At 40.3% G+C, this 25817-nt stretch carries 16 protein-coding genes, 2 tRNA genes, 3 rRNA genes and 1 pseudogene; 10 read left to right on the forward strand and 12 right to left on the reverse strand.

The window, feature by feature from the left end; translation table 11 throughout:
* Positions 1–96: 96 nt before the first annotated feature.
* Together FGD67_RS14375 and FGD67_RS14380 are read right to left on the reverse strand one after the other, a co-directional pair.
* Positions 97–318 carry a SlyX family protein gene (locus FGD67_RS14375; RefSeq protein ID WP_257171814.1) on the reverse strand — a complete coding sequence of 74 codons (222 nt, stop codon included), beginning with the start codon at positions 316–318 and terminating at the stop codon, positions 97–99.
* Positions 318–1274, reverse strand: coding sequence for a WD40 repeat domain-containing protein (locus FGD67_RS14380; RefSeq protein WP_257171815.1), 957 nt, complete (start codon positions 1272–1274; stop codon positions 318–320). The genes FGD67_RS14375 and FGD67_RS14380 overlap by 1 nt, the downstream gene beginning before the upstream one ends.
* Positions 1275–1433: 159 nt before the next feature.
* On the opposite strand from FGD67_RS14380, the gene FGD67_RS14385 reads away from it, so the two are divergent.
* Positions 1434–2192: an FKBP-type peptidyl-prolyl cis-trans isomerase gene (locus FGD67_RS14385; protein WP_257171816.1), complete on the forward strand. Its 759-nt coding sequence runs from the start codon at positions 1434–1436 to the stop codon at positions 2190–2192.
* Positions 2193–2279: 87 nt separating this feature from the next.
* Here the strand turns inward: FGD67_RS14385 and FGD67_RS14390 are convergent, their stop codons facing one another.
* The 3 genes from FGD67_RS14390 to FGD67_RS14400 all read right to left on the reverse strand — a co-directional run bounded on the left by FGD67_RS14390 (position 2280) and on the right by FGD67_RS14400 (position 4676).
* On the reverse strand, positions 2280–3380 hold the full coding sequence (locus tag FGD67_RS14390; protein WP_257171817.1) for an NAD(P)/FAD-dependent oxidoreductase: 1101 nt from the start codon (positions 3378–3380) through the stop codon (positions 2280–2282).
* 149 nt (positions 3381–3529) lie between these two features.
* On the reverse strand, positions 3530–4384 hold the full coding sequence (locus FGD67_RS14395) for a lysoplasmalogenase family protein (RefSeq protein ID WP_257171818.1): 855 nt from the start codon (positions 4382–4384) through the stop codon (positions 3530–3532).
* Between the two features lie 4 nt (positions 4385–4388).
* Positions 4389–4676, reverse strand: a complete 288-nt coding sequence (locus FGD67_RS14400; RefSeq protein WP_257171819.1) for a hypothetical protein — start codon at positions 4674–4676, stop codon at positions 4389–4391.
* Positions 4677–5393: 717 nt separating this feature from the next.
* On the opposite strand from FGD67_RS14400, the gene hemE reads away from it, so the two are divergent.
* Positions 5394–6461, forward strand: coding sequence for a uroporphyrinogen decarboxylase (gene hemE, locus FGD67_RS14405; RefSeq protein WP_257171820.1), 1068 nt, complete (start codon positions 5394–5396; stop codon positions 6459–6461).
* A 163-nt stretch (positions 6462–6624) separates the two neighbouring features.
* Here hemE and FGD67_RS14410 read toward each other — a convergent pair.
* Positions 6625–7510 (reverse strand): annotated as a pseudogene (locus FGD67_RS14410) (IS982 family transposase).
* A gap of 117 nt (positions 7511–7627) precedes the next feature.
* On the opposite strand from FGD67_RS14410, the gene FGD67_RS14415 reads away from it, so the two are divergent.
* A complete protein-coding gene (locus FGD67_RS14415; protein ID WP_373567774.1) occupies positions 7628–8947 on the forward strand; it encodes an IS4 family transposase in 1320 nt (439 codons plus the stop codon).
* 612 nt (positions 8948–9559) lie between these two features.
* Positions 9560–10054 carry a hypothetical protein gene (locus tag FGD67_RS14420; RefSeq protein WP_257171821.1) on the forward strand — a complete coding sequence of 165 codons (495 nt, stop codon included), beginning with the start codon at positions 9560–9562 and terminating at the stop codon, positions 10052–10054.
* A 29-nt stretch (positions 10055–10083) separates the two neighbouring features.
* Here FGD67_RS14420 and FGD67_RS14425 read toward each other — a convergent pair whose 3' ends face one another.
* From FGD67_RS14425 to FGD67_RS14435, 3 genes are all read right to left on the reverse strand, one after another.
* Entirely contained in the window at positions 10084–10575 is a 492-nt protein-coding gene (locus tag FGD67_RS14425; RefSeq protein ID WP_257171822.1) for a histidine phosphatase family protein, read from the reverse strand.
* Positions 10576–10654: 79 nt separating this feature from the next.
* Positions 10655–12097 carry a Si-specific NAD(P)(+) transhydrogenase gene (gene sthA / locus FGD67_RS14430; RefSeq protein ID WP_257171823.1) on the reverse strand — a complete coding sequence of 481 codons (1443 nt, stop codon included), beginning with the start codon at positions 12095–12097 and terminating at the stop codon, positions 10655–10657.
* Between the two features lie 69 nt (positions 12098–12166).
* Positions 12167–13285: a fatty acid desaturase gene (locus tag FGD67_RS14435; RefSeq protein ID WP_257171824.1), complete on the reverse strand. Its 1119-nt coding sequence runs from the start codon at positions 13283–13285 to the stop codon at positions 12167–12169.
* Between the two features lie 216 nt (positions 13286–13501).
* Here FGD67_RS14435 and fabR point away from each other — a divergent pair, with 216 nt between their 5' ends.
* Positions 13502–14155, forward strand: coding sequence for an HTH-type transcriptional repressor FabR (fabR, locus tag FGD67_RS14440; protein WP_257171825.1), 654 nt, complete (start codon positions 13502–13504; stop codon positions 14153–14155).
* Here fabR and trmA read toward each other — a convergent pair.
* On the reverse strand, positions 14136–15230 hold the full coding sequence (trmA, locus tag FGD67_RS14445; protein ID WP_257171826.1) for a tRNA (uridine(54)-C5)-methyltransferase TrmA: 1095 nt from the start codon (positions 15228–15230) through the stop codon (positions 14136–14138). The genes fabR and trmA overlap by 20 nt on opposite strands.
* A gap of 280 nt (positions 15231–15510) precedes the next feature.
* Positions 15511–15957: an RNA-binding protein gene (locus FGD67_RS14450; protein ID WP_257171827.1), complete on the reverse strand. Its 447-nt coding sequence runs from the start codon at positions 15955–15957 to the stop codon at positions 15511–15513.
* Positions 15958–16924: 967 nt separating this feature from the next.
* Here FGD67_RS14450 and FGD67_RS14455 point away from each other — a divergent pair.
* The 5 genes from FGD67_RS14455 (at position 16925) to rrf (ending at position 22723) form a co-directional block, all read left to right on the forward strand.
* Positions 16925–18470: ribosomal RNA gene (locus FGD67_RS14455) — 16S ribosomal RNA — on the forward strand.
* 122 nt (positions 18471–18592) lie between these two features.
* Positions 18593–18669, forward strand: a tRNA-Ile gene (locus tag FGD67_RS14460).
* A 119-nt stretch (positions 18670–18788) separates the two neighbouring features.
* Positions 18789–18864 (forward strand) — tRNA-Ala (locus FGD67_RS14465).
* A gap of 530 nt (positions 18865–19394) precedes the next feature.
* Positions 19395–22297, forward strand: a 23S ribosomal RNA gene (locus FGD67_RS14470).
* Positions 22298–22608: 311 nt separating this feature from the next.
* Positions 22609–22723 (forward strand): 5S ribosomal RNA (gene rrf, locus FGD67_RS14475).
* The 16S, 23S and 5S rRNA genes sit together here with 2 tRNA genes alongside, the layout of an rRNA operon.
* Before the next feature lie 790 nt (positions 22724–23513).
* Here the strand turns inward: rrf and FGD67_RS14480 are convergent.
* The gene (locus FGD67_RS14480) at positions 23514–25721 is read right to left on the reverse strand and encodes a tubulin-like doman-containing protein (RefSeq protein ID WP_257171828.1); all 2208 of its coding nucleotides are present in this window, start codon (positions 25719–25721) and stop codon (positions 23514–23516) included.
* Between the last annotated feature and the right edge of the window lie 96 nt (positions 25722–25817).

Genomic DNA, 25817 nt, shown 5'->3' on the forward strand with positions numbered 1-25817 from the left:
GTTCAGCGATTAGAATTATTTATATTAAGTTAAAAGGGGGCTTGTTAAGGCACTGCCTTTAGTTAGGTAGACAGTGCTTAATTGCGTAACGATTGCTTAATAATGAGGAGGAGGGGGTTCTACTTCGTCTTTACCTTGCTGATCAGGTGTGTTTTCTTTAATTCTATTCGCCAGTAGGGCTAATTGCTGTTTAAGTTCTGCAATTTGTCCTTGATGTATGGTTAACTCACGATTGAGTTGTTCAATGGCGTCATCCTGAAATGCATTTCGGGTTTCAAGCATTTCAATTGCTTGCGTTAATTCATTGCTTGGTTTCACTATTTATTTACCTGCCATAATTCGGCGTATCCTGAAGAGCTTTCAGTAATCACTTGGTTATTATCTCTAAAAGCAACACTATAAACAACAGCTCCGGCAGGTCTAATATCGTCTCGCGGCAAAACTCGCCAACTTGTTAAGCGCTCACCGGTAGCAATAGCCCAAACGCTGACTTTACGAGAAGGTGCGCCGGTTAATAATTTAGTACCATCAGGTGAAAACTGCACAGCACTAAAAACCTCTTGGCGATTGAAATAGTTTAATTTTGAAATTAGCTTACCGGTTTTTAAATCCCAAATATTGGCTGACTTTTTACTGTCAGCGGTAAAGGCGTATCTACCTTTAGCGTCTAGCGCCACCATAGTGACGCGGCTTGGATGATTAAAGCGATAAATAACTTGTCCCGATAAGGTGTCCCATACGTAAGCAACAAAGTCATTAGAGCCAGAGATAGCAATGCGGCCATTAGGCAGCATATCAACGGCATTAATTTTTTCCTGATGACCTAAAAACTCTAAACGTCGGCCTGTGGCAATCGTGATGTGCTCAACTTTACCGTTACTTTGGCCAATAAGCAGATGCTCACCATTATTTGACACCGCAACATCACGAACAGTTGACTCAGAAATCGACCAAAAGCCTTCAGATTGACCATTCTCGATATTCCATAACGAAAAGTCGTTACGGTTAGCCGTTAAAACATGGCTATTATTATCAGCAATATCGGCAACCAACACTAAATTGTCGGCACTGTCTTGTTGTTGAGACCAAGTATATTTCAGCGCGTTGTTATCTAAATCCCATAAACTGATGCCGTGATGGATGGACGAAACGACACTGTATTTTCCGTCATTAGAAATATTAGCCGCGTACGCGCCTTCAATAGCATGCTGCCATCTTTGTTCTGGTGCTTGACCTAGAGGCTGACAACCAGCAAGTAATGCTAATAAAAGCACTATATTGGACTTCAGAAATTTTAAGTTACAGTTCAGCAAAATATTAATACTTTTTTCTTGTGGCATTTATCGTTAGTATAAGCCGCATTGTTTCACAATTCACACATATTTAAATGACTTAGCGGGAATTTCCAACTGAGTAGTAAAACGGAGATGTAAATGAAATTTTTTAAACCGACTTTAGTCGCTATTGCTTTATTGTCAGTCATGGGTTGTCAAGAGTCAGCTAAACAAGAAGAAAAAGCTATTGCACTTGATACAGAAATACAAAAACAAGCCTATGGCCTAGGCGCTTCAATTGGTATGTACATGGAGCGTAACTTAGAAGAGCACGACAAAGTAGGCTTATCGCTAGATAAAGCAATTATCATCCGCGGCTTCACTGATAGCATGGCGGGTAAGTCACAAATTGAAAAAGAAGACATTCAAGCCTTGTTGATGAATCTAGATCAGGCAATGAAAGCGAAGCAAAGAGAGCAAGCCATAGCTAGCGCAGAAGCAAGCTTAGCCGAAGGTCAAAAGTTCTTAGAAGAAAATGCTAAAAAAGATGACGTACAAGTGACTGAATCTGGTATTCAGTACGTAGTATTAAAAGCTGCTGAAGGTGAAAAACCAGTAGCAACTGATACTGTTAAAGTTCATTATAAAGGTACTTTCATAAACGGTGAGCAATTTGATAGCTCGTACGACCGTGACCAACCAGCAGTATTTCCACTTAATGGGGTTATTCCAGGTTGGACTGAAAGCGTACAGTTAATGTCAGTAGGCTCTAAGTATAAATTTACTATTCCTTCAGATCTAGCATACGGCCCTAATGGCAAGCCACCACAGGTCCCGGGTAACTCAGTACTTGAATTTGAAATTGAACTATTAGAAATTGTTAAGCCTGAAGCAGCACCGCAGGTTGGCGATCAATAGAAGATATTTATCTTTAATACTTAAAAAACCAACCGCTTAGGTTGGTTTTTTGCTTTTAAGTATTCGGTTTTACCAACTCAGAACCGCTTACATTAAATTATCAACGTATTCGGCAATTGCTAAACTTGAGGTTAATCCGGGTGAATCAATACCAAATAAATTAATCAACCCCGCTACTCCATGCGTTTTTTTACCTTGAATATCAAAGTCTTTAAAGTCTTCATTGACGGCTTGTAATTTGGGGCGAATACCTGCGTAGTCAGGCTTTAATCTTGTCGTATCTAGCTCAGGAAAATATTTAGTGATGGCATTAACAAATTTCGCTTTTAATGATGGATTAATTTCATAATCAATATCATCTATATATTCGGTATCAGGACCAAATTTAAGCTGTCCTGCGATATCTAATGAAGCATGAATACCTAAGCCATGAGCAGAGGGAATAGGATAGATCAGTTGCTGAAATGGGCTTTTACCATGGTAGCTAAAATAGTGCCCCCGGCAATAGTGTACAATGGGGATATGGTGTGTTGGCATATCTTCAATTGCATGAGCAACGGTTGTTGCATGTAATCCTGCGCTGTTAATCAGCCACTTGCACTGTAGGGTGATATTATCTCTTTGGCTATTTAGGTTAACCTCAAACCCTTGCGAATTGGCTTGTGCCGAAACAAATTGTGTACGGGCAACAAATGTGGCTGCATTATTTTGTGCTTCGGCCAGTAAACTTTGCATATAGCTATGTGTGTCGATAATGCCCGTTGATGGAGAAAGTAAAGCGGATGATGCAGCTAGAGCCGGTGTTGAACATTTGAGTTGTGCTTTACTTTGCCAGATCAAATCATTTACGCCATTGCGCTGTGCCTGTATTTCAATGTTTGCTAAATCAGCCTCTTCTGTCACGCCATTAGCAACCAACAGTTTTCCAACTTTTTGGTGAGGAATATGACGTTGTAGGCAATATTGGTAAAGTTGATGCTTACCTTTGACACATAGCTTTGCTTTTAAGCTATTTTCAGGGTAATAAATACCGGCATGGATCACTTCACTATTGCGGCTACTAGTCTCTTCGCCAAAACTGGCGTTTTTGTCGACTAACAAAACTTGTGAATACTTACGACTTAGCCTAGCTGCGATGGCTAATCCCACAACACCAGCTCCGACCACTATAATATCTACACTATCCATAAATATAATCCTAAAAAACGGCTTGTGAAGGGGATAAATATTTCAGCTCATGTCGCTTGTGCCATATTTATTATCTCAAGCGTATTACGATGAAATAACCCTCTGATAAGTTTTAACCTTATTTGCAGATATATCAATACTCACTTGAGTTAATTACTGATAATGGGAGCGGCATTTACATGATTGTGATGCTGTTTGATCTGTAACAGTGCGATAGGAAGTTGCTGAATTAATGCTTGCGAGCCAAAGTAAATAATCCAATTGATATGGCTAACTAGCGGGAAATATCCTTGCCCCTGAGCGCCAAAAATCCAAAACTTACCTATCAAAGCATCGGCAATCATCGCTAACACTAGCCCAACTGCCACATACCACAAACGAACAGGGATTTTGGTTTGAGTACATGACATTATCAACCAAATAGCTGATAACGCTAAAATGCTCACTAATATTGAATAAGAAGCGGTAATAAAGGTAAAAACACTATTTGTTGTTAGCAAATGCATATCACGGTAGGTGACTAGCGCAACAACTGTGACTAGTAATGTGCTTATCACAAGCCATTTCTTTGAAAGTCCGCTTTTAATGGCCAAGTGAGCAATACCGATAACTAACATTAAATAGCCAGGGAAGAAGAATAGCACCGAGTCAGCTAAATAACTGTGCTTAATAACTTCATCATATTGATAAAAAAGTTGTGGAAAGTTTCTATTAACAATATCGCCAGCCGCGCAAAACAGCAGAGAATATAGACAAATTTTACTGAAACGATAGGCGTTGGCACAATTTTGTTTAGCGATAAAATTACGAATAGTGACAGCGTTTAAAATCAGTAGTGCCATAGTGAGTAATTCTACTATGCCAAAAAGCACTCGCTCAGTGCTACTTTGATTAATAGTAACAATATCTAACATGGCCAGTACGCTTTGCACTAGAGCAAAAAGCCACAAGCAAAACGCTACTTTGCTAAATCGCTTTAAGACAGGACCAGATGTTACATGCATACTCTTACTCGTTGTCTTGAGGTGATTTATCGTCATACCAGGTACTATATTTGTCGACTTGCCATTTCAGCCAATGGTAGAAATAGGCAGTTGCAAGCATGAGTACACCCCCAGCAAGTGCGGGCTCACTTATAAAGCCTAAACAACAAAAAGCAAAACCACTAATGTGACCCATCACTTCAACTCTAGAAGCTGATGCGCTATTAGGTTTAGCTTGTAAAAAATTGAAAAGAAACCAACATTTCAATATAAAAGGTAAACTTTGCCAGTCATCTGATTTTTTATCCATCATAAATTTCTTCCGATTCAAGGTTGAAAGATCAACAGTCCCTGTCTTATATATTATGTCAGGCAATAAAAAAGCCTTACCGAAGTAAGGCTTGAAATGCTCGCTGTATGGTCTAGTAAACTAGCTTCTTTTTATTTGTTTCTTTATTTTTATTATTGTTTTTCTCTAGCGCGGGACAATTTATAGCAAAGGCTTTTTCTCTGTGCAACAACTTTAATAGAGCATATATTCCACGAATATTTTCGTATAATTGTTTAGGCAATCATCTACTGTCAGGATAATTTACAGTTGTAAATTAGGCAGTTAAGACAAAAGTTAAATTTCTGTAACGACAATTTAGCTAAAAAAGTTAATAAACTGTAAAAAAGTGTTATCTATCAAGTTGTAAGCATTTATTGGCTAATTACTATAATGTGATAAAAAACACATCGACTGGTGTACCACTAGTGTGAGTTTTTGGCGTTATTGCGGTAGTTAGTTGTTCATCAGAGCACAATTTTTTATTGAAATAAATTTCAATAAAATTAAATTTTTTCATAAAAGCACTCTGTTTAATAAGCTTGCTGCTTTATCGAGCAACTTTTTTGGTGGCTAAAAATAGACTTTATATTAAAAAAATGGCTAACAATGCTATCAGTTCGCGGAGATTTGATTTGGAACATAGATCAATAAAATTTGAAGTGATAGAATGCGCGCATATTATTGCGGAGAAAAATTTTCATGACTGAATTAAAGAACGATACTTATTTGCGAGCGCTATTGCGTCAACCTGTTGATTACACTCCTGTTTGGATGATGCGCCAAGCCGGTCGTTATTTACCTGAGTATCGTGAAGTACGTAAAGGTGCTGGCGATTTTATGAGTGTTTGTCGTGATGCTGATTTAGCGTGCGAAGTGACTATTCAACCACTACGTCGATTTCCGCTTGATGCCGCTATTTTGTTTAGCGATATTTTAACTATTCCTGATGCTATGGGCTTAGGGCTTTATTTCGAAACGGGTGAAGGTCCTAAATTTGAGCGCCCTATTACCTGTAAAGCAGATGTTGATAAAATAGGTATTCCTGATCCTGAAGGCGAATTGCAATATGTCATGAATGCCGTTCGTACTATTAAGAAAACACTGAACGGCGATGTTCCGTTAATTGGTTTCTCAGGCAGCCCTTGGACGCTAGCAACGTATATGATTGAAGGTGGTAGCTCAAAAGCCTTCACTAAGATCAAAAAAATGATGTTTGCAGAGCCGCAAACCTTACACCTATTGTTAGATAAATTGGCCGACTCAGTTATTTTATATTTGAATGCTCAGATTGCTGCTGGTGCTCAATCGGTGATGGTATTTGATACTTGGGGTGGTGTTTTGTCGCCACGCGATTATAAAGAGTTTTCATTACAATATATGGCAAAAATTGTTGATGGCTTAACTCGTCATAATGACGGACGCCAAGTGCCGGTAACCTTATTCACTAAAAATGGTGGTATGTGGTTAGAAGATATCGCAGCAACGGGTTGTGATGCTGTCGGTCTTGATTGGACAATTGATATTGAAAATGCCAAAGCTCGTGTTGGTGATAAAGTCGCACTGCAAGGTAATATGGACCCATCTATGTTATACGCACCATTGCCACGTATTGAACAAGAAGTAACAAAAATATTAACCGGATTTGGTGAGGGCGGTACAGGCCATGTATTTAACTTAGGCCATGGTATTCATCCTGATGTTGATCCCGCACATGCCGGACACTTTATTGATTCAGTACACCGTTTAAGTAAACCGTTTCATAAGTAAGTGTAATCGTTACGTCAGTGCTTTAGTCTTACTATAAATCACCGATATTAAATATTAGAGGAGCCTTAGGCTTAATGCCGATCAGTTAAGATAACGATCGGTTGACCGATCCAAAAGATCATGCAAAATCCGTAGTTAGGTAACTAACTAACCTCAGATCGGGTTAAGCCCTAACCATAGCATTCTTCTCTACGTCACTAATATTAAGGGTTGGCTTATTTTCTTTAAGGCAATAAGCCACTAAACCTGCCAGTAAATTCAACATAAAACTATTAGGGCTACGATGACGCGAATGCTCTATTTGAGATATATTCTTCAATTGATCATTTATCGTTTCAATAATAAACCGTCTAGATAACATTGCTCTATCCCATAACGACATAGCTTTGGCTTTCATATTACGGCGCACGGTTGTTATCAAATCAACTCCTTTTTCCTTCAAACCAACTGTTAATTTTTTTGCTTATATAGCCTTTATCTGCATATAACTTCCCTTTTAAGTTTTTAGCTAAGGCTAATACGGGCTTTGTGTCGTGAACATTGCCAGTAGTTAATTTAGCCTCAACTATTTCACCTCTAAAGTTAGTGACTAAATGTAGTTTGAACCCATAAAACCAACCCATTGTTCCTTTGCCCCGTTCGGCTATACCGTCAAATGTTTTATGTCTAGGAATTCTTAAGTTATGGCATACTTTTATGCTTGTAGAGTCAATAAACTCAATACCTGTAGACTCACCTTTAAGTATTGAAAAGTAGCTAGAAAGTGGAACGACCGCTTTAGGCATCACTTCTAAAAATCGAGTGTAGCTCAATAAGCTAGGGAAATGTGAACGATAAAACTTAGCAATATAACCTTTATAATAATTTTTAAAGTCGCGATGATTTGATGTATGAAAAGCAATTAATATAGTGATTATCTCACTCATAGCCATACGGCATGGACGATTTCGCTTGATACTTCCATCAGCAATTAATTGTTTCTCCCATTGTGGGATAAATACGCGACAAAAATCATCGACATCACAGAATATTTCAACTAGTTTATTCATGCCCGTTCCTTATTATCTTTCTGTTTTTTCTTGGTCGAAAGATCGGATCGTGGAACGGGCACTTAGTTCAATTTAATTAATTCTTATCCCGAGCTGAGGTTAACTACGGATTTTTTTGTGAATATTGAACAAGCACTACAGACGACACTTGAAGAAAGTAACCGATACCATACCTTCGAAAAACTATCAGAAATCCTTTCTCCTGAAATCATTGAACAAGGCTTTGAAAAGGCTGGCATTGCTACGGTTCGCAAACGTAGGCTACCACTGGAAGCGGTTTTATGGTCAGTGATTGGTATGGCTTTATTTAGAAAAGAGTCTGTTTGGAATATCGCCACTAAGTTAGACATCATGTTACCTGGCAAGAGTCAGCTTGTTGCTCCCAGTGCTATGGTTCAAGCCAGACAACGCTTAGGCGATGATTCGGTTAAACAAGTCTTCAATAAATCTGCACAAGCAATGTATAAACAACACGAATTTGAAACATGGAATGGTTTGAACCTATTGGCTGTGGACGGTGTGATCTGGCGAACACCTGACACCCCAGATAATCGTAAAGCATTTTCTTCTGGCAGCAACCAATATGGTGACACAGCCTTTCCACAAATCCGTATGGTCTGCCATATGGAGCTTACCAGTCATCAACTACTCAGTAGTGAGTTTGATAATTACAAAACGAATGAAATGAAGCTAGCTGAGCGTTTGATTGAACGCACACCTGATAACTCTCTTACTATGTTTGATAAAGGATATTATTCACTTGGGATGCTTAATCGTTGGCACCAAACGGGGAGTGATCGACATTGGTTGATCCCAGCAAGACCGGACTTACAGTATGAAATTATCACATCGGTTGGTAAAAATGACCATATCATTGCATTGAAAACAACAAAGCATGCACAAAAGAATTTTCCAGATGTACCTGAAATCATTAACGCCAGATTAATCAGTAAAACAATAAAGGGTAAAAGCTATCGCATATTAACGTCAATGACAGATAGATTGCGGTTTCCTGGCAACGAAATTGTTGAGTTATACTGCCATCGATGGGAGATAGAACTCGGGTTTAGGGAAATAAAACAAACGATGCTTAATAGTGCATACCATTTGAGAAGTAAGCGTCCTGATATGGTTCGCCAGGAGCTATGGGGCGTATTACTCGCCTATAATTTAATACGAAGAATTATGACGATGGCGGCGAAAGAAACAGGTATATGGCCAAATCAGCTGAGTTTCTCGAGTAGTTCGATGGCAGTGGTTCAGTATTTTTCGTCAATATCAATAATGAGCCCCGGTAATATTCCTATGCATTGGGATCATTTACTTAAAACCCTGCTCTTATTCAAACTTCCGACGAGGCGGGAAGATAGAAAATATCCCCGCTGGGTGAAACCCAAACCATCTAAATACCCTCATAAAAAGAAAAATGCCAGTTAGCTTAACTGACTGGCATTAGCCTTAGGCTCCTTTTTTATTGGCAAAAATATCATGAGCTTTCTGGCACGGTAAAGCTGTGTTTATGAATTATACCAATCTACTAAGTTTGTTCCCACTCAGTGAAGTTTAAAAGGTTTAGCGGCACAGGTTCACAGTTCCAGACTGAACTTAAATACCTACATCGCTGTAGGCAAGGTATTGATTGAAGATAATGGTTATTCTCGACAACTGCTCCTGCGTTGTTCTAATGACTCACATCCCTGTGAGAACCTTATCGAAATCAATAACGTGGTCTATAAGCCTTTTAAAATCACCCTTGGGAGTTCATCAGTGGTTTGATAACCGCCGATAATTTCCTGCATATAGAATAACTATATTCACAAAATGATCGTTGTTCTCAAACCGCTAGTAAGCGCTGAGAGAGAACAAACTTAATAGGTTTGGTATTAGCCGACTTCATAAAGCTGTCGCTTGAGCAGTTATACTCTACTTTTGCTTATGGTATTAAATATTTATAGCCATCGGGCTCAATCAGCGATAGTTTAGCCACTATTTTATCGCTTAGCGATAAGGTATGCTTGAACTATAAATTGCTTATTGATGGACCTTATAATGACAAAAAATAAAAATATTTTATCTACCTTGATGATTGCTTTATTGCTTAGTGCTTGTGGCAGCAGCTCAAGCGATAAAGAGAAAAGTAACTCGGTCAAAGCTGATGAAGCTATAATGCAAGAAACTAAGAGTAATAATACCCAACAAGAGGTGACGAAACTTGTTGCCACACCTATTAATGCGAGTGATGATTTAAAAGGGCAGACAGTGGAGGACCTGAACAACAAAATAAAAGATGAATTTAGTGGTTGGCAACGTGGTCGTGTACAGTTTTTAAATCTAGAAGGTGGTTTTTACGGCATTATTACCGATTCTGGCAGGAAAATATTACCTTTGAACATGGCGAAAGAATTTGCTCAAAATGGCGCTATTGTTCGTATTAAAGGTAAAGTAAAAAATGTCATGACCATTCAACAATGGGGCACACCTTTTACTATTACTGAAATTGAGTTGATTGAACCGGGTAATAAAGTAAATCATAGTGATATGTAAGCTCTTTTAATCACATCTTTATGACAAGGCTAGTGGCAAGTTAGTGGCTGGGTAAATAGTGTTAAGGTTTTACCACTGTCGCTAACTTGTATTTGGTACAAGTTACGGTATTCTTTTTCGGTTATACCTTTGACTGCCATTTCACTGAGCAGTGCTGCCAATTGTGGCGTAGTGTTACTATGACCAACTACTAGGGCATTCTCTTTTTGTTGTAATAACTGTTGCGCAAACTGCTCTAGCTTTGCTGGTGAATATTGTTTAATCGCCAATTGTTGTTGTTGAGAAAATGGCGTTGCTGTTGCCATGGTACGTTGGTAAGGCGTGCTATAAATATGCTTTATTTGTGCATGCTCAAGTAGGGTTGCTAACTGCTTAGCTCTAAGTTCACCACATTGGCTAAGTTTAGGATCATCTTTGGATACTTGTTTTTCTGCATGTCTGACTAAATACAGGCTATAGCTATCTTCTGCTTGGCTAGGCAAAGCAAAAAATAACAATGCCGCTAGTAAACTATATTTCATAATATTATCAACTTTTGGTGAAGTTAAAATATAAAAGCATGGACAAAGCTATCACTGCTTTGTCGATACATCATCGTGATCAGAAAAGTCGGTTTAAGCCGTTTAATGCTGCTACCCTGAATGCTTCTGCCATGGTTGGGTAATTAAAGGTTGTTTCAACAAAATATTCAATGGTATTGCCACCGTTAGTTTGTTGCATTATTGCTTGACCAATATGAATAATTTCAGCTGCATTTTCACCAAAACAATGTATGCCTAGTATTTCTTTAGTTTCTCGATGAAAAAGAATTTTTAATGAGCCAACCAAGTTATTTGAAATTTGTGCTCTAGCTAAGTGTTTAAATTGCGCACGGCCCACTTCATAGGGAATTTTTGCTTCTGTCAGCTCTTGCTCCGTTTTACCTACTGAGCTGATCTCTGGGATGGTATAAATACCGGTTGGAATATCCACAGTAAGTTTTGTTTTACCTTCACCATCTAGCATAGCGCTGGCACAAATTCGCCCTTGATCAAAGGCTGCGCTAGCCAAGCTTGGGTAACCAATAACATCACCGACAGCAAAAATACCCTCGACTTCTGTTTGATAGGCTTCATTAACTTTTAATTGGCCACGGCCATCAGCTGTTAATCCTGCGTTTTCTAATTTTAAGTCGGCGGTATTACCGGTGCGGCCATTGGCAAATAATAAACAGTCAGCACGCATTTTTTTACCAGATTCTAAATGGACAATAACAGAATCTTTATTAGTTTCAACGCGTTCTATTTGCTCACCATGGCGAATGACTACGCCGTTGTTCCATAAGTGATAGCTTAATGAATCGGACATTTCATCATCTAAAAATGACAGCAGGCGATCACGAGTATTAATTAAATCAACTTTGACGCTTAATCCGCGAAAAATCGATGCGTATTCACTACCAATAACCCCTGCGCCATAGATAATGATATGACGTGGTGAGTGCTCAAGCGATAAAATGCTGTCAGAGTCATAAACTCTAGGATGTGAAAAATCGACATTGTCAGGATGATAAGGACGAGAACCGGTGGCAATCACAACTTGCTTCGCTGTGATGGTATCTATGGTGCCGTCAGTACGTAATACTTGAATCGTGTTGGCGTCAACAAACGATGCTTCACCGTAAAAATGCTCAACTTGATTACGATTATAAAAGCCGCTACGTAAATTAACTTGTTTACGAATAACGGCCGATGCGTGACTTAAAATATCTTGAAAGGTCAGCTGCTTGGCGTTTTGTCCGGCATTAAATAATGGGTTGGAATTGTATTCAATGAGTCGGCTAACCGATTGACGTAACGCTTTTGATGGGATAGTGCCCCAGTGAGTGCAACCGCCACCAACATTATGATAGCGCTCAATAATCGCAACACGCTTATCACGTTTAGCCAGATTCATCGCTGCACCTTCGCCACCAGGGCCTGTGCCTATAATAATAGCGTCGAAATCATAACTTTTAGTAGAGTTTTTTATTTTTTTCGTTTCAGCTTGTGCTTGTTTACTCAACGGTTGACCCTTTAATTCCTGCTTCAAGGATAAAAATTTTAGCAGGAATTAAATCTAAGGTAACTGTTTTTATGCTAGTTTTTCTACCATATTTTGCCAGCTACGTTGTTGTTCAGCTAATCGGCGCTTAATTTCTTGGTACTGAGCCATTACTTCTGAGTTTTCTACATCAGCCATTAATTGGTCGCGCTTGCTGGCGATTAACGCTTTACGCACTTCATAAAACTCATTAATTTTATGAATCAGTTCATCGTATTCATGTTGTAGCCTTTCTAATAATTGCTCAGCGTCAGGATGTGCGGCTATTTTTTCTTTACTACGTAATAAAATCATCGCTAAGCGTGCTTTTTCGATTTTATCTTCAGGTGTTATACGTAATTTGGATGTTAGCTTTAGTGATTCACAGGCCTTGATAAGCCACTTTGTGGGATCGAACTGCCACCAGCGAATCCCGTTACGATAGTCGTTTTCAAAAATATGATGATAGTTATGATAGCCTTCACCAAAAGTAAAGAAGGCTAAAAAACCATTGTCGCGCGCGGTATTTTTTTCTGTGTAAGTTTGTTTGCCCCAAATGTGAGCTAATGAATTAATGAAAAATGTTGTGTGATGGCTTAACACTAAACGTAAAAAACCAATAAGAAGTAAACTGCTAATTACATCGCCATGCCATAAACCAAACAATAAAGGTACGCCCACGTTCATTAAAATCGTTAAGAGTAAATAATGCTTGTGCTGCCAAACGACGATTGCATCTTTTTGTAGATCGCGAACGTTATCGTAATCATTGTATCGTTCTGGTTGAAAGTCTCTAATCATCCAACCGATATGTGAATGCCAGAAACCCATTTTAGCTGAGTAGGGATCAATATGGTTTTTATCGACATGTTTATGGTGAATACGGTGATCTGAAGACCAGTGCAGCGCACTGTTTTGCAAAGCAAATGCACCACCTAAAGCGTAAATCAGTCGTAGTGACCAATGCGCTTGATAAGTTCTATGTGACCAGAGTCTATGATAACCAGCGGTGATCGACATGCCACAATAAATAAAGCAAATAATTGCCACGGTGATTTCTGTGGCATCAAAGCCATGAGTGAACGCACGGTAAGGTACTGCGATTGCAGCAAATAAAAAGGTAATGCTGAATATAAAAACATTTAACCAGATAATAGGTGGTTTTTTCATTTAATTTCCATCTAGAGTTAATCACCGAAATTTTCGGTGTACACATGTACGCTATTTTAACTTTACTCATTGCTGAGTCAAGTGTTCAATGTTGATTTATTAACCCTGATAAAAAATTCAACTTAGTTAGATTCACGTAATTTACTAGTAATATTACCTATTTTCAGTATCATATCAACTCGATATAAAGTGAAAGTCATTACTAGGTGTACGGCTATGAGTGGTATTAGAGCACTGCAGAAAGAAAAAACACGTCGACAATTAATTGATGCAGCCTTAGGGCAGCTCAGCAGTGAACGAAGTTTTTCTAGCCTAAGCTTACGAGAAGTCGCAAAAGAAGCGGGATTAGCGCCGACTTCTTTTTATCGTCATTTTTCTGATATGGATGAACTAGGTCTGACCTTGGTTGATGAAGCCGGCTTAACTTTGCGTCAATTGATGCGACAAGCAAGACAGCGTATTGAAAAAGGCGGTTCAGTCATTCAAATTTCTGTTTTTACTTTTATGGAATTTATTGAGAATAATGGTAATATTTTCCGTTTGCTATTACGTGAACGCTCTGGAACTTCACCCGCTTTTCGCGCGGCGGTTAATCGAGAGATTCGTTATTTTACTTTAGAATTATGTGATTATTTACAACAAGCAAATAAGTTAGACGGAGAGGTCGCTTATCTACAAGCCAATGCTGCCGTTACTATTGTTTTTAGTGCAGGCTCTGACGCACTAGATTGTGACAAGAATGATTTAAAAGAATTAGCACTACGAACAATTAAACAGCTAAGGTTTATTGCTCGCGGTGCTTTTGAATTCGGTTTGCGTAGTGAAATTCGTGGCGAAGCGCGAAGAAGATCTAAAGGCGAGACAAAATAACGCCAGTTTCAATATGATGAGTGTAAGGGAATTGGTCAAACAGCGCGAAGTGTTCGATTTTATGAGTTTTAACTAGCTCAGTTAAGTTTTCACGTAATGTTACTGGGTTACATGAAATGTAAATGATACGTTCAAAACGACTGACTAATTCAACACTATCAGGATCAAGACCCGCTCGCGGTGGATCAACAAGTACAGTTTGATAATTATAACTTGTTAGATCAAAACCTTCTAAACGACGAAATACTCGCTCACCATTCATTGCTTGGCTGAAGTCTTCACTGGCCATTCTCACGATATCAACATTACCAAGATTGTTTGCCGAGATATTAATTTGCGCAGACTTGACTGAGGTTTTCGATATTTCAGTGCCGAGTACACGATCGAAGTTTTCAGCTAATGCGATACTAAAATTACCATTACCACAGTAAAGCTCAATTAAATCACCACCTGTACCGGTTGTTGCTTGTTGAGCCCAAAGTAACATTTTCTCATTTACCTTGGCATTAGGTTGAGTAAAACTATTCTCAACCTGTTGGTAATGAAACTGTTTGTCGCCTACCGTCAAGGTTTCCATGACATAGTCTTTATTTAAGATCACTTTTTGTTTGCGTGCGCGGCCAATAATATCGACAGGGGCAATTACTGATAAACGCACTTTTAACTGTTGCGCTTGCTCAATCCATTGTTCATCCAACTGTTTATGATAAAGCAGGCTGATTAATACCTCGCCGCTTAACGTCGCAAGAAAATCTACTTGAAACAGGCGTTGGCGCAAAATGTCTTTATCTTTTATATCAGCTAATAGTACGGACATAAATTGGTTAATAAGTTCACTGGCAACAGGAAAATCATCAACCCTAAACTTTTGTTTGGTCTCGCTATCAAACATGATGTAATAGAGATCATCACCTTCATGCCAAACTCGAAACTCAGCACGCTGACGATAATTTAATGTTGGCGATGGAAAAATTTCAAATGTTGGCAATTCAAACTCAGCAAAATCTGCTGCAATACTTTGCTGTTTTTCATCAAGTTGTGGTTGATAATTGTCGGGGTGAATGTGGCTAAACATTGAAATACCTTGTTGATAGTGAATATAGCGAACAGATTATGAGGCGAGGATTCTAGCGATTGCGCCATTTTTGTCTAGTAATTAAAAGCTGTATTCTAGAAGAATTAGCTTTTCAAGCATAGCACTTAGTCAAAAATCATAATTATTAATGCGATAATACCGGCTAATGCAGAGTGTATAAAGGTGTTAACAAAGAGCAAAGCTTTACTTTAAATTATGAGTAGACATAAAAAAGCCCACAAATAAGTGGGCTTGTAATCATGAAAGTTTTACTCAGGCTTTATTCAGCAGCTTGCTCTGGTCGCTCTTTTGCTTCGCGTACTTTCAGGGTTCTTTGTTGAAACTCACTATCGTTTAATGATGAAACAGCTTTATCAGCATCAGCTGCTGATATTTCAACAAAACCAAATCCGCGTCTTTTCCCGGTATGTTTATCTTTCATCAATCTTACAGATTGAACTTGACCATATTCGGAAAAAAGTTCTCTAACTGCAGCTTCATTAGCTCTATATGGCAAGTTGCCAACATAGAGTGTAGTGATGCTTGCATCGGCTTCTTCTACATTTGTTTCGGCTTTTCCAACTAGCGGCGCGATAAATGCACAAACAAAAGCGACAACTGCAACGCTTATACTTGTTAGTTCGAATACATTACTGCTAGCTAAAAAATATATAGCAACAGAGAATACTAACGCCACAATTAGCGTTAATGCTTGAGGAGACTTCATAATGGATACCTAATTATTATTTTATAAAAAACTTAAATTGCAATTCTATGTTACCCACCTTTTAGTAATGTGCAACTATAAGTGCAATTTTTATTCAATTTAATCAGGTAAGTATCCTTTATCTATAGTTTGTGAGACATTTTTTCGTATAACTCAGGCTATGGCACTACTTTATATATTTGTAGTGCTACTAATACACCTTATATAAGGGAGTAAATGTAAAGCTGTAGAGTAGGGATGTTATAAATAAAACAGTATTATTTGCACCTATATTTATGAGCTGAGTGCATTTTACTCTGCTTTAGCTCAATAAAAATGCCTATAGTACAATAAAAAGGCGAACAGTCATATTTCTGTAATTTAATTGCATTTAGCTGTTGACGTGAGGCGAAAAATCTCTAGAATGCGCTCCAGTTCCAAGGGGTCACCCCAACGAGCTGTTTTAATAGGTTATCTCGTACAGTTCAGGCTGAATTGGTTAACTTAACGTTTTAAAGTAAAGGTTTTAAATCTTCTGAAAAGAAAGTTTAAAAAGTTTCAAAAAAGCGTTGACATTAAAACTGAGTTGCGTAGAATGCGCATCTCGCTTCAGAAGCCCTTAGCGTCAAGCAAAGAGTGGTCTGCAGCAACGAAACAACTTACGGTATAGAGCGAATGAGATTCTGTATCGGTATCATCTTTGATGATACGTTCTTTAACAATTAGTTATCATGCAATTTGTGTGGACACTCACATTAACGTTGATTTTACATAGTTATCTCTTTCTTCGGAAAGAACATAACAAAAAAACAGCTTAATATGATGTCACACAAAAAATAAGTATCATTTAAACTTTCGGGTTTGAATAATACGTTTTATGTAGTTATTTAGTTCCTAGTCGGGATTAAGTAACACGACAGAATTCATTGAGCAGATGTCTTTTCTTAGTCAACTTCGGTTAGTTAAGGTGAGCATCACAAACGATTTTTAATTGAAGAGTTTGATCATGGCTCAGATTGAACGCTGGCGGCAGGCTTAACACATGCAAGTCGAGCGGAAACGAGAATAGCTTGCTATTCGGCGTCGAGCGGCGGACGGGTGAGTAATGCTTGGGAATATGCCTTTGAGTGGGGGACAACAGTTGGAAACGACTGCTAATACCGCATAACGTCTACGGACCAAAGGGGGGGACGCTTCGGCACCTCTCGCTCATTGATTAGCCCAAGTGAGATTAGCTAGTTGGTAAGGTAATGGCTTACCAAGGCGACGATCTCTAGCTGGTTTGAGAGGATGATCAGCCACACTGGGACTGAGACACGGCCCAGACTCCTACGGGAGGCAGCAGTGGGGAATATTGCACAATGGGCGAAAGCCTGATGCAGCCATGCCGCGTGTGTGAAGAAGGCCTTCGGGTTGTAAAGCACTTTCAGCGAGGAGGAAAGGGTGTTGTTTAATACGCAACATCTGTGACGTTACTCGCAGAAGAAGCACCGGCTAACTTCGTGCCAGCAGCCGCGGTAATACGAGGGGTGCAAGCGTTAATCGGAATTACTGGGCGTAAAGCGTGCGTAGGTGGTTTGTTAAGCAAGATGTGAAAGCCCTGGGCTCAACCTGGGAACTGCATTTTGAACTGGCAAGCTAGAGTTTTGTAGAGGGTAGTGGAATTTCCAGTGTAGCGGTGAAATGCGTAGAGATTGGAAGGAACATCAGTGGCGAAGGCGGCTACCTGGACAAAGACTGACACTGAGGCACGAAAGCGTGGGGAGCAAACAGGATTAGATACCCTGGTAGTCCACGCCGTAAACGATGTCAACTAGCCGTCTGTGGTCTTGAACCGTGGGTGGCGTAGCTAACGCGCTAAGTTGACCGCCTGGGGAGTACGGCCGCAAGGTTAAAACTCAAATGAATTGACGGGGGCCCGCACAAGCGGTGGAGCATGTGGTTTAATTCGATGCAACGCGAAGAACCTTACCATCCCTTGACATCCAGAGAAGAGACTAGAGATAGACTTGTGCCTTCGGGAACTCTGTGACAGGTGCTGCATGGCTGTCGTCAGCTCGTGTTGTGAAATGTTGGGTTAAGTCCCGCAACGAGCGCAACCCCTATCCTTATTTGCCAGCGCGTAGTGGCGGGAACTCTAAGGAGACTGCCGGTGATAAACCGGAGGAAGGTGGGGACGACGTCAAGTCATCATGGCCCTTACGGGATGGGCTACACACGTGCTACAATGGCAAGTACAGAGGGCAGCAATACCGCGAGGTGGAGCGAATCCCACAAAGCTTGTCGTAGTCCGGATTGGAGTCTGCAACTCGACTCCATGAAGTCGGAATCGCTAGTAATCGTAGATCAGAATGCTACGGTGAATACGTTCCCGGGCCTTGTACACACCGCCCGTCACACCATGGGAGTGGGTTGCAAAAAGAAGTGGCTAGTTTAACCCTTCGGGGAGGACGGTCACCACTTTGTGATTCATGACTGGGGTGAAGTCGTAACAAGGTAACCCTAGGGGAACCTGGGGTTGGATCACCTCCTTATCTTGAAGTAAAACAGCTTAATGAGAACCTCGGTTCTGCGAGTGTTCACACAAATTACATGATAACAAATTAGAAGAAGTCCAAACATCTAAGCTTCGGACAACAATTCTTGAAAGAGAAATAGGTCTGTAGCTCAGCTGGTTAGAGCGCACCCCTGATAAGGGTGAGGTCGGCAGTTCAAGTCTGCCCAGACCTACCAATTTACGCTTTTTACGGCGTTGGTTCATCACTCGTGTAGAAAACCTACACTTCGCGATAAACCGCCTTGTAAAAAACGTAAATCTGAGTTTTGTTCTAGCTTAAAGATGTTTCCCATTTGGGGCTATAGCTCAGCTGGGAGAGCGCCTGCCTTGCACGCAGGAGGTCAGCAGTTCGATCCTGCTTAGCTCCACCACTTCTTCACTAAGAATTGAAAGACCAAACTTAAGTTATGCTTTATTTAAGCTACTTTAAGTTTGGTTTTTAACCAAGTCACCACCGAATGCGTGTGAATGACAAGTTCTTTAACAATCTGGAAAGCTGATATAAATACCGGTATTTATATGGCAAACACGGTGTCGCGCTGTTGTTTGTAAATTATAAATACCAAGCTGTTGTTAATGGGAATATCGCCTGTTAATGATGGTGATTACGGGTCCTCCTCGGAAACGTAATCAACCCGGTAGTTTGTTTCGTTTAGTTTACTAAATGTAATGAATTACCACTCTTATTCAAGACACACTTTGTGTGCGTGAAAATGTCAGACTTTACAATTAGTTCGGATTAGTCTCCGAACAATCCAATAGGAAATGTTTTAGCAATAAAATGATTTCGCAGGATTTTAGGTGTTAAACAAGACGCTTTGAGCGATGTGTAGTTTACTACATGAGCGAAAAAGCAACGAAGGTTAACGCTTAAAAGACCAGAAACTACTTGGGGTTGTATGGTTAAGTGATTAAGCGTATGTGGTGGATGCCTTGGCAGTTAGAGGCGATGAAGGACGTGTTAATCTGCGAAAAGCTTTGGTGAGGTGATAAAAACCGTTATAGCCAAAGATATCCGAATGGGGAAACCCACCCGTCGTAAGGCGGGTATCATTAAGTGAATACATAGCTTAATGAGGCGAACCGGGAGAACTGAAACATCTAAGTACCCCGAGGAAAAGAAATCAACCGAGATTTCCTTAGTAGCGGCGAGCGAACGGGAATTAGCCCTTAAGTGGTTTGTAAGTTAGTGGAATCTACTGGAAAGTAGAACGATACAGGGTGATAGTCCCGTACACGAAAATAAACTTATCATGAAATCGAGTAGGTCGGCACACGTGAAACGTTGACTGAACATGGGGGGACCATCCTCCAAGGCTAAATACTCCTAACTGACCGATAGTGAACCAGTACCGTGAGGGAAAGGCGAAAAGAACCCCTGTGAGGGGAGTGAAATAGAACCTGAAACCGCATACGTACAAGCAGTGAGAGCTAGATTTAGTCTAGTGATTGCGTACCTTTTGTATAATGGGTCAGCGACTTATATTCTGTAGCAAGGTTAACCGAATAGGGGAGCCGTAGCGAAAGCGAGTGTTAACTGCGCGTTTAGTTGCAGGGTATAGACCCGAAACCCGGCGATCTACCCATGGGCAGGTTGAAGGTTGAGTAACATCAACTGGAGGACCGAACACACGTATGTTGAAAAATGCGGTGATGACTTGTGGGTCGGAGTGAAAGGCTAATCAAGCCGGGAGATAGCTGGTTCTCCCCGAAATCTATTTAGGTAGAGCCTCGCACGAACACCATTGGGGGTAGAGCACTGTTAAGGCTAGGGGGTCATCCCGACTTACCAACCCTTTGCAAACTCCGAATACCAATGAGTGATATGCGGGAGACACACTACGGGTGCTAACGTCCGTTGTGAAGAGGGAAACAACCCAGACCGCCAGCTAAGGTCCCAAAGTACTAGTTAAGTGGGAAACGATGTGGAAAGGCATAGACAGCTAGGAGGTTGGCTTAGAAGCAGCCATCCTTTAAAGAAAGCGTAATAGCTCACTAGTCGAGTCGGTCTGCGCGGAAGATGTAACGGGGCTAAACTAGTCACCGAAGCTGCGGATTTGAACTTAGGTTCAAGTGGTAGGGGAGCGTTCTGTAAGCCGTTGAAGGTGAGTTGTAAAGCTTGCTGGAGGTATCAGAAGTGCGAATGCTGACATGAGTAACGATAAGGGGAGTGAAAAACTCCCCCGCCGAAAGACCAAGGTTTCCTGTCCCATGTTAATCAGGGCAGGGTAAGTCGGCCCCTAAGGCGAGGCGGAAACGCGTAGTCGATGGGAAACAGATTAATATTTCTGTACTTCTATATATTGCGAAGGAGGGACGGAGTAGGCTAGATGAGCACGGCGTTGGTAGTCCGTGTGAAAGTATGTAGGCGGGAAGTTTAGGTAAATCCGGACTTCCACTTTAATTAGTAACGCTGAGATACGAGACGAGTCTCCAAGGAGATGAAGTCATTGATGCCATGCTTCCAGGAAAAGCTTCTAAGCTTCAGATATATAGGAACCGTACCCCAAACCGACACAGGTGGTTAGGTAGAGAATACTAAGGCGCTTGAGAGAACTCGGGTGAAGGAACTAGGCAAAATAGTACCGTAACTTCGGGAGAAGGTACGCTCTCTAATGTGAATGACTTGCTCAGTAAGCAATGGAGAGTCGAAGTAACCAGGTGGCTGGAACTGTTTATTAAAAACACAGCACTGTGCAAAATCGAAAGATGACGTATACGGTGTGACGCCTGCCCGGTGCCGGAAGGTTAATTGATTGGGTTAGTCCTCGGACGAAGCTCATGATCGAAGCCCCGGTAAACGGCGGCCGTAACTATAACGGTCCTAAGGTAGCGAAATTCCTTGTCGGGTAAGTTCCGACCTGCACGAATGGCGTAATCATGGCCACACTGTCTCCACCCGAGACTCAGTGAAATTGAAATTGCGGTTAAGATGCCGTATACCCGCGGCTAGACGGAAAGACCCCGTGAACCTTTACTATAGCTTGACAGTGAACATTGCTCCTACATGTGTAGGATAGGTGGGAGGCTTTGAAACCATGTCGCTAGATGTGGTGGAGCCAACCTTGAAATACCACCCTTGTATGCGTGATGTTCTAACCTAGGGCCCTTATCGGGCTTGGGGACACTGTCTGGTGGGTAGTTTGACTGGGGCGGTCTCCTCCTAAAGAGTAACGGAGGAGCACGAAGGTTGGCTAAGTACGGTCGGACATCGTACGGTTAGTGCAATGGCATAAGCCAGCTTAACTGCGAGACAGACACGTCGAGCAGGTACGAAAGTAGGTCATAGTGATCCGGTGGTTCTGTATGGAAGGGCCATCGCTCAACGGATAAAAGGTACTCCGGGGATAACAGGCTGATACCGCCCAAGAGTTCATATCGACGGCGGTGTTTGGCACCTCGATGTCGGCTCATCACATCCTGGGGCTGAAGTCGGTCCCAAGGGTATGGCTGTTCGCCATTTAAAGTGGTACGCGAGCTGGGTTTAGAACGTCGTGAGACAGTTCGGTCCCTATCTGCCGTGGGCGTTTGAGAATTGAAGAGGGCTGCTCCTAGTACGAGAGGACCGGAGTGGACGAACCGCTGGTGTTCGGGTTGTTATGCCAATAGCATTGCCCGGTAGCTACGTTCGGAACTGATAACCGCTGAAAGCATCTAAGCGGGAAGCAGGCTTTGAGATGAGTTCTCACTGGAGCTTTAAGCTCCCTAAAGGGTCGTTGGAGACTACAACGTTGATAGGTTGGGTGTGGAAGTGCTGCGAGGCATTGAGCTAACCAATACTAATTACCCGTGAGGCTTAACCATACAACACCCAAGTGGTTTTGAGTTGTATGAAGTTTGACACAGTGTAGGAATACACGCATCACGCATGACAATGGTGTGAATAAGAGATAGATAAGCTAACAGTTAAAAGCTGTCAGCTATCAGTAAAACGAGTATTTATAACTCTTAACAGAGTTCAGCTTTCTAAGATTATTACTTGTTAATCATTTACGTAGGTAAGTGACGAATTGACAAAGCCGCAAATGAGCGAGAAACGAAGTTGAGTTTACTCAATGAGTATCAGAGTGATTGTAGCAATGACGTCAATTTGGTAATTAACAAGAAAATTTTTGTCTAGCGACAATAGCGACATGGCCCCACCTGATCCCATTCCGAACTCAGAAGTGAAACGTGTTAGCGCCGATGGTAGTGTGGGAGTTCCCATGTGAGAGTAGGACATTGCTAGGCTTCTATTAAGAAAAACCCGTAGCTAACGCTACGGGTTTTTTGCTTTCTGACATTCAAATCTTTTTGCTATCTAACGTTTAAATAAAAAATTGCGACAATAGCACCGTGGCCCCCTTGAACCCTCGGCAACTGCTCCTGCGTTGTCCTAGTGACCTACATCCTTGTAGGAAATTCGCTATATAAAGAGACGCAGAAGTGCTCGTTCTTGTGCATTGATTCACGCGCACCATTAGTGAATCCCTTCGCGTCAAACGTGTTAGCGCCGATGGTAAAGAGCGTGTGGGTGTTCTTCTCTTTATGTGAGGTCGTTGCTGCATATTCATATGCCCACGACATTAGCGCATCTTTGCACGTCAGAAATCCGTAGCTAACGCTACGGTTTTTGACTTTCTAGCATTTAAGAAATCACACGCTACCTTGAAGCACTACTGACAATGGTCGTTTGACTAATGTAAGTTAATCTCATGTAAAAATCGAACGTCGTTGCTGTATATCGTTGTGCTCACAGCATTAACACACATCTAAAGGCCGTTACGAAGATGGCGAACTTTTTACTTTTTGAGATGTATATAATTAAAGTTCAGCTATCAGGTAGGGATAATTACGATCAGACACAACTTATCCTATCTATGGATAAGCAGGAGTGAATGTTAGGTATGAGTATTTGTTGCAACTTTATGATTTTGAACTAAATAGCGAGTCACTGTAAATAACTGAAATAAGTCGACAGCATAGTTATCCGGCTGTCGACTTAAATAGTTATTTGATTTTTACCTCGTTTGACTGTGTGTTAAGTCTTTTTTTGAGGGAAAATGTCATTGTTAAGTGATATTATTTGTGTCTTGCTAATTCTATGACGATAAATTTCACGAAGGTAGTGAATTGATTTTTTAACGCAATCAATGCTCAATCTAATATCATTGATAGATGTGAATTTTTTATTATCACGGATAAGCTCTCTGTATTTTTTTTCGTACATTGGTTTAATTGCATACCAATTTGTATCGAGTATTTTTGCTGGATTTTCAAACTCCATTAACATTTCATGAAGCTTTTCTTCGTCAAATTTGTCTTCTTTAATAAAGCTGATTATTGCTTTATCTAATTTATCATCAAATCGATAGTCATCTCTAGCAAAGCAACGTTTGATATAAGATACGATCAAAGTCAAAAAATCATCACTTAAACATGGGCTTTTGGCAATGAGTGTTGTTAAAGATAAGTTTGCCGAAGCACCAATAACCAATGCGTATCGTTTTAACGTTGTATTTGGAAATAAATTATTAAGATGGGTTTTTAACTTGTTTAAGTCCATGTAAGACAATTTATAATCTTTAGGTAATGAAACAATTGAGACAATTGAGGAGCAGTTCTTAAAAAAGTGCAGTTCTTTCAATTTGCTTGCATCGTTATTGTTCTCTTTATACAGTTTTAGTGCCTGGCGGTATTGTGTTGATTCAATAGGTAATAAACTAACACCTTCTATCGCTTGAGTTTGTTTATTAAAGTGAGGTAAATCAATTGACCTAAAAAATAAGTCATCAATATCGACAGAAGATTTTTTTGCTTCGGCATGCGTAACATTATTATCAGAATCTATATTACTGGCGACAACAGATTCTGCATAAGCAATAGCAACAGGACCTGCTAAACTCATAAATAAGTCATTAGCATCTAATCTTATGGTTTCACCTAAGTCTATTCCTGCGCGTCTAAAGTAGTTTTCATCATAATCTGTAGTGACAGCTTGAGCGCTTAAAATGTTAAATATCTGCTGACTAATGTATTGGTTTGCATAAGCTTCCATAGCATTTACATCAATATTTTTAATGCCACCTTCATTATCATTCTCTTCTGCATAGCGCATAATATCATTGGAGATGAGCATCATTGCATTCCAAGGGCGAATTCTGTGCATTACATTTGGAGCACTACATTCTTCATTTTCAACGTTATAGGAAAAATCCCATTCTTCGGCTAAGTACTTACATAGTAAACGCCCCGCGTTGATATGTAATGCCTCAGAAGTTTCTATGCTAGGGTCATTTATATTAGGTAAAATACAGATGCCGCTGGTAAAAATTGGTTCAAAAACGAAGGATTGACTGTGGCTAAGTAATTCTTTTTCTGAGCGTATATCGAAAGTTTTACTCATGTATGAGAATTGCTGTGCTAAACCAAACTCTGATGCCATTCCTGAGCCAGTGCCACCGCCAGCACTAAAAATGTAGAAATATAAACGTGATTGATTGGCCTTGATGCCACATGAATCTATTAAATAAGAATGGATGAACTTCCAGTCGGGATTGGTAAATTGATCTGTTTCTTTATTTAAGATCATTTTGGCTAAGTATTGACCTAGTATAGGCGCATTACCAGCACCACCCGCATGAACCTCTGACAAATCCATTATTTTTAATTTGCTGTATTCAGCAAGGAAATTATTTGCCTCACCTTTGGATGAAAAGCGAATTCGACCTTCGATATCTTTATCTAAGTCGCCAAGCATCACTAAAGGTTCCATAAGAAAAATAGGCTTTACAACTTGCTCATCGGTAAGTTTCAAACTGCGTTGTATCCACTTTACCGCACGAGATTCCTTTTCTTTACGTTTATTTTCTTCATCATGGAATTCATTCAAATAATAATTACGTGCATTATGAACAAGCGAAGCGACATCTAAGGCAATATTGGAACCACAACGACCTAAACCAATTAGACAGACGGAAGGAAAATTAGGAGTAATTTTTGTATCATCTAATTCGTTATTTTCTTGAGGATATACATCGTATCGGAGTGCGTCTAAGTTCGATAGTATCCGTGTTAAATCCTTTTCGGTAAAATAATTTGGTACGCCAAGTTGTTCTGAAGTCAGCTCACTTGACTTGTTAGGTACTTTACTCTTAACAATAATATCGCAGTCATCTTCTAGCTCAACTATGCTTTGTTGGTTGGTTGCAGATTTTTTTTTGGTTTTAGCTAGTCGCTTAGTTTGCATATTTTTATTCCTTGATGACTTAAAGATTAACTTACCATAAACGTCTATTAACTATAGAGTAAATCTTTATAAATGCCCGTTTTGAGTCGGGTGCTT

Source organism: Colwellia sp. M166, assembly GCF_024585285.1.
Taxonomy (GTDB): domain Bacteria; phylum Pseudomonadota; class Gammaproteobacteria; order Enterobacterales; family Alteromonadaceae; genus Cognaticolwellia.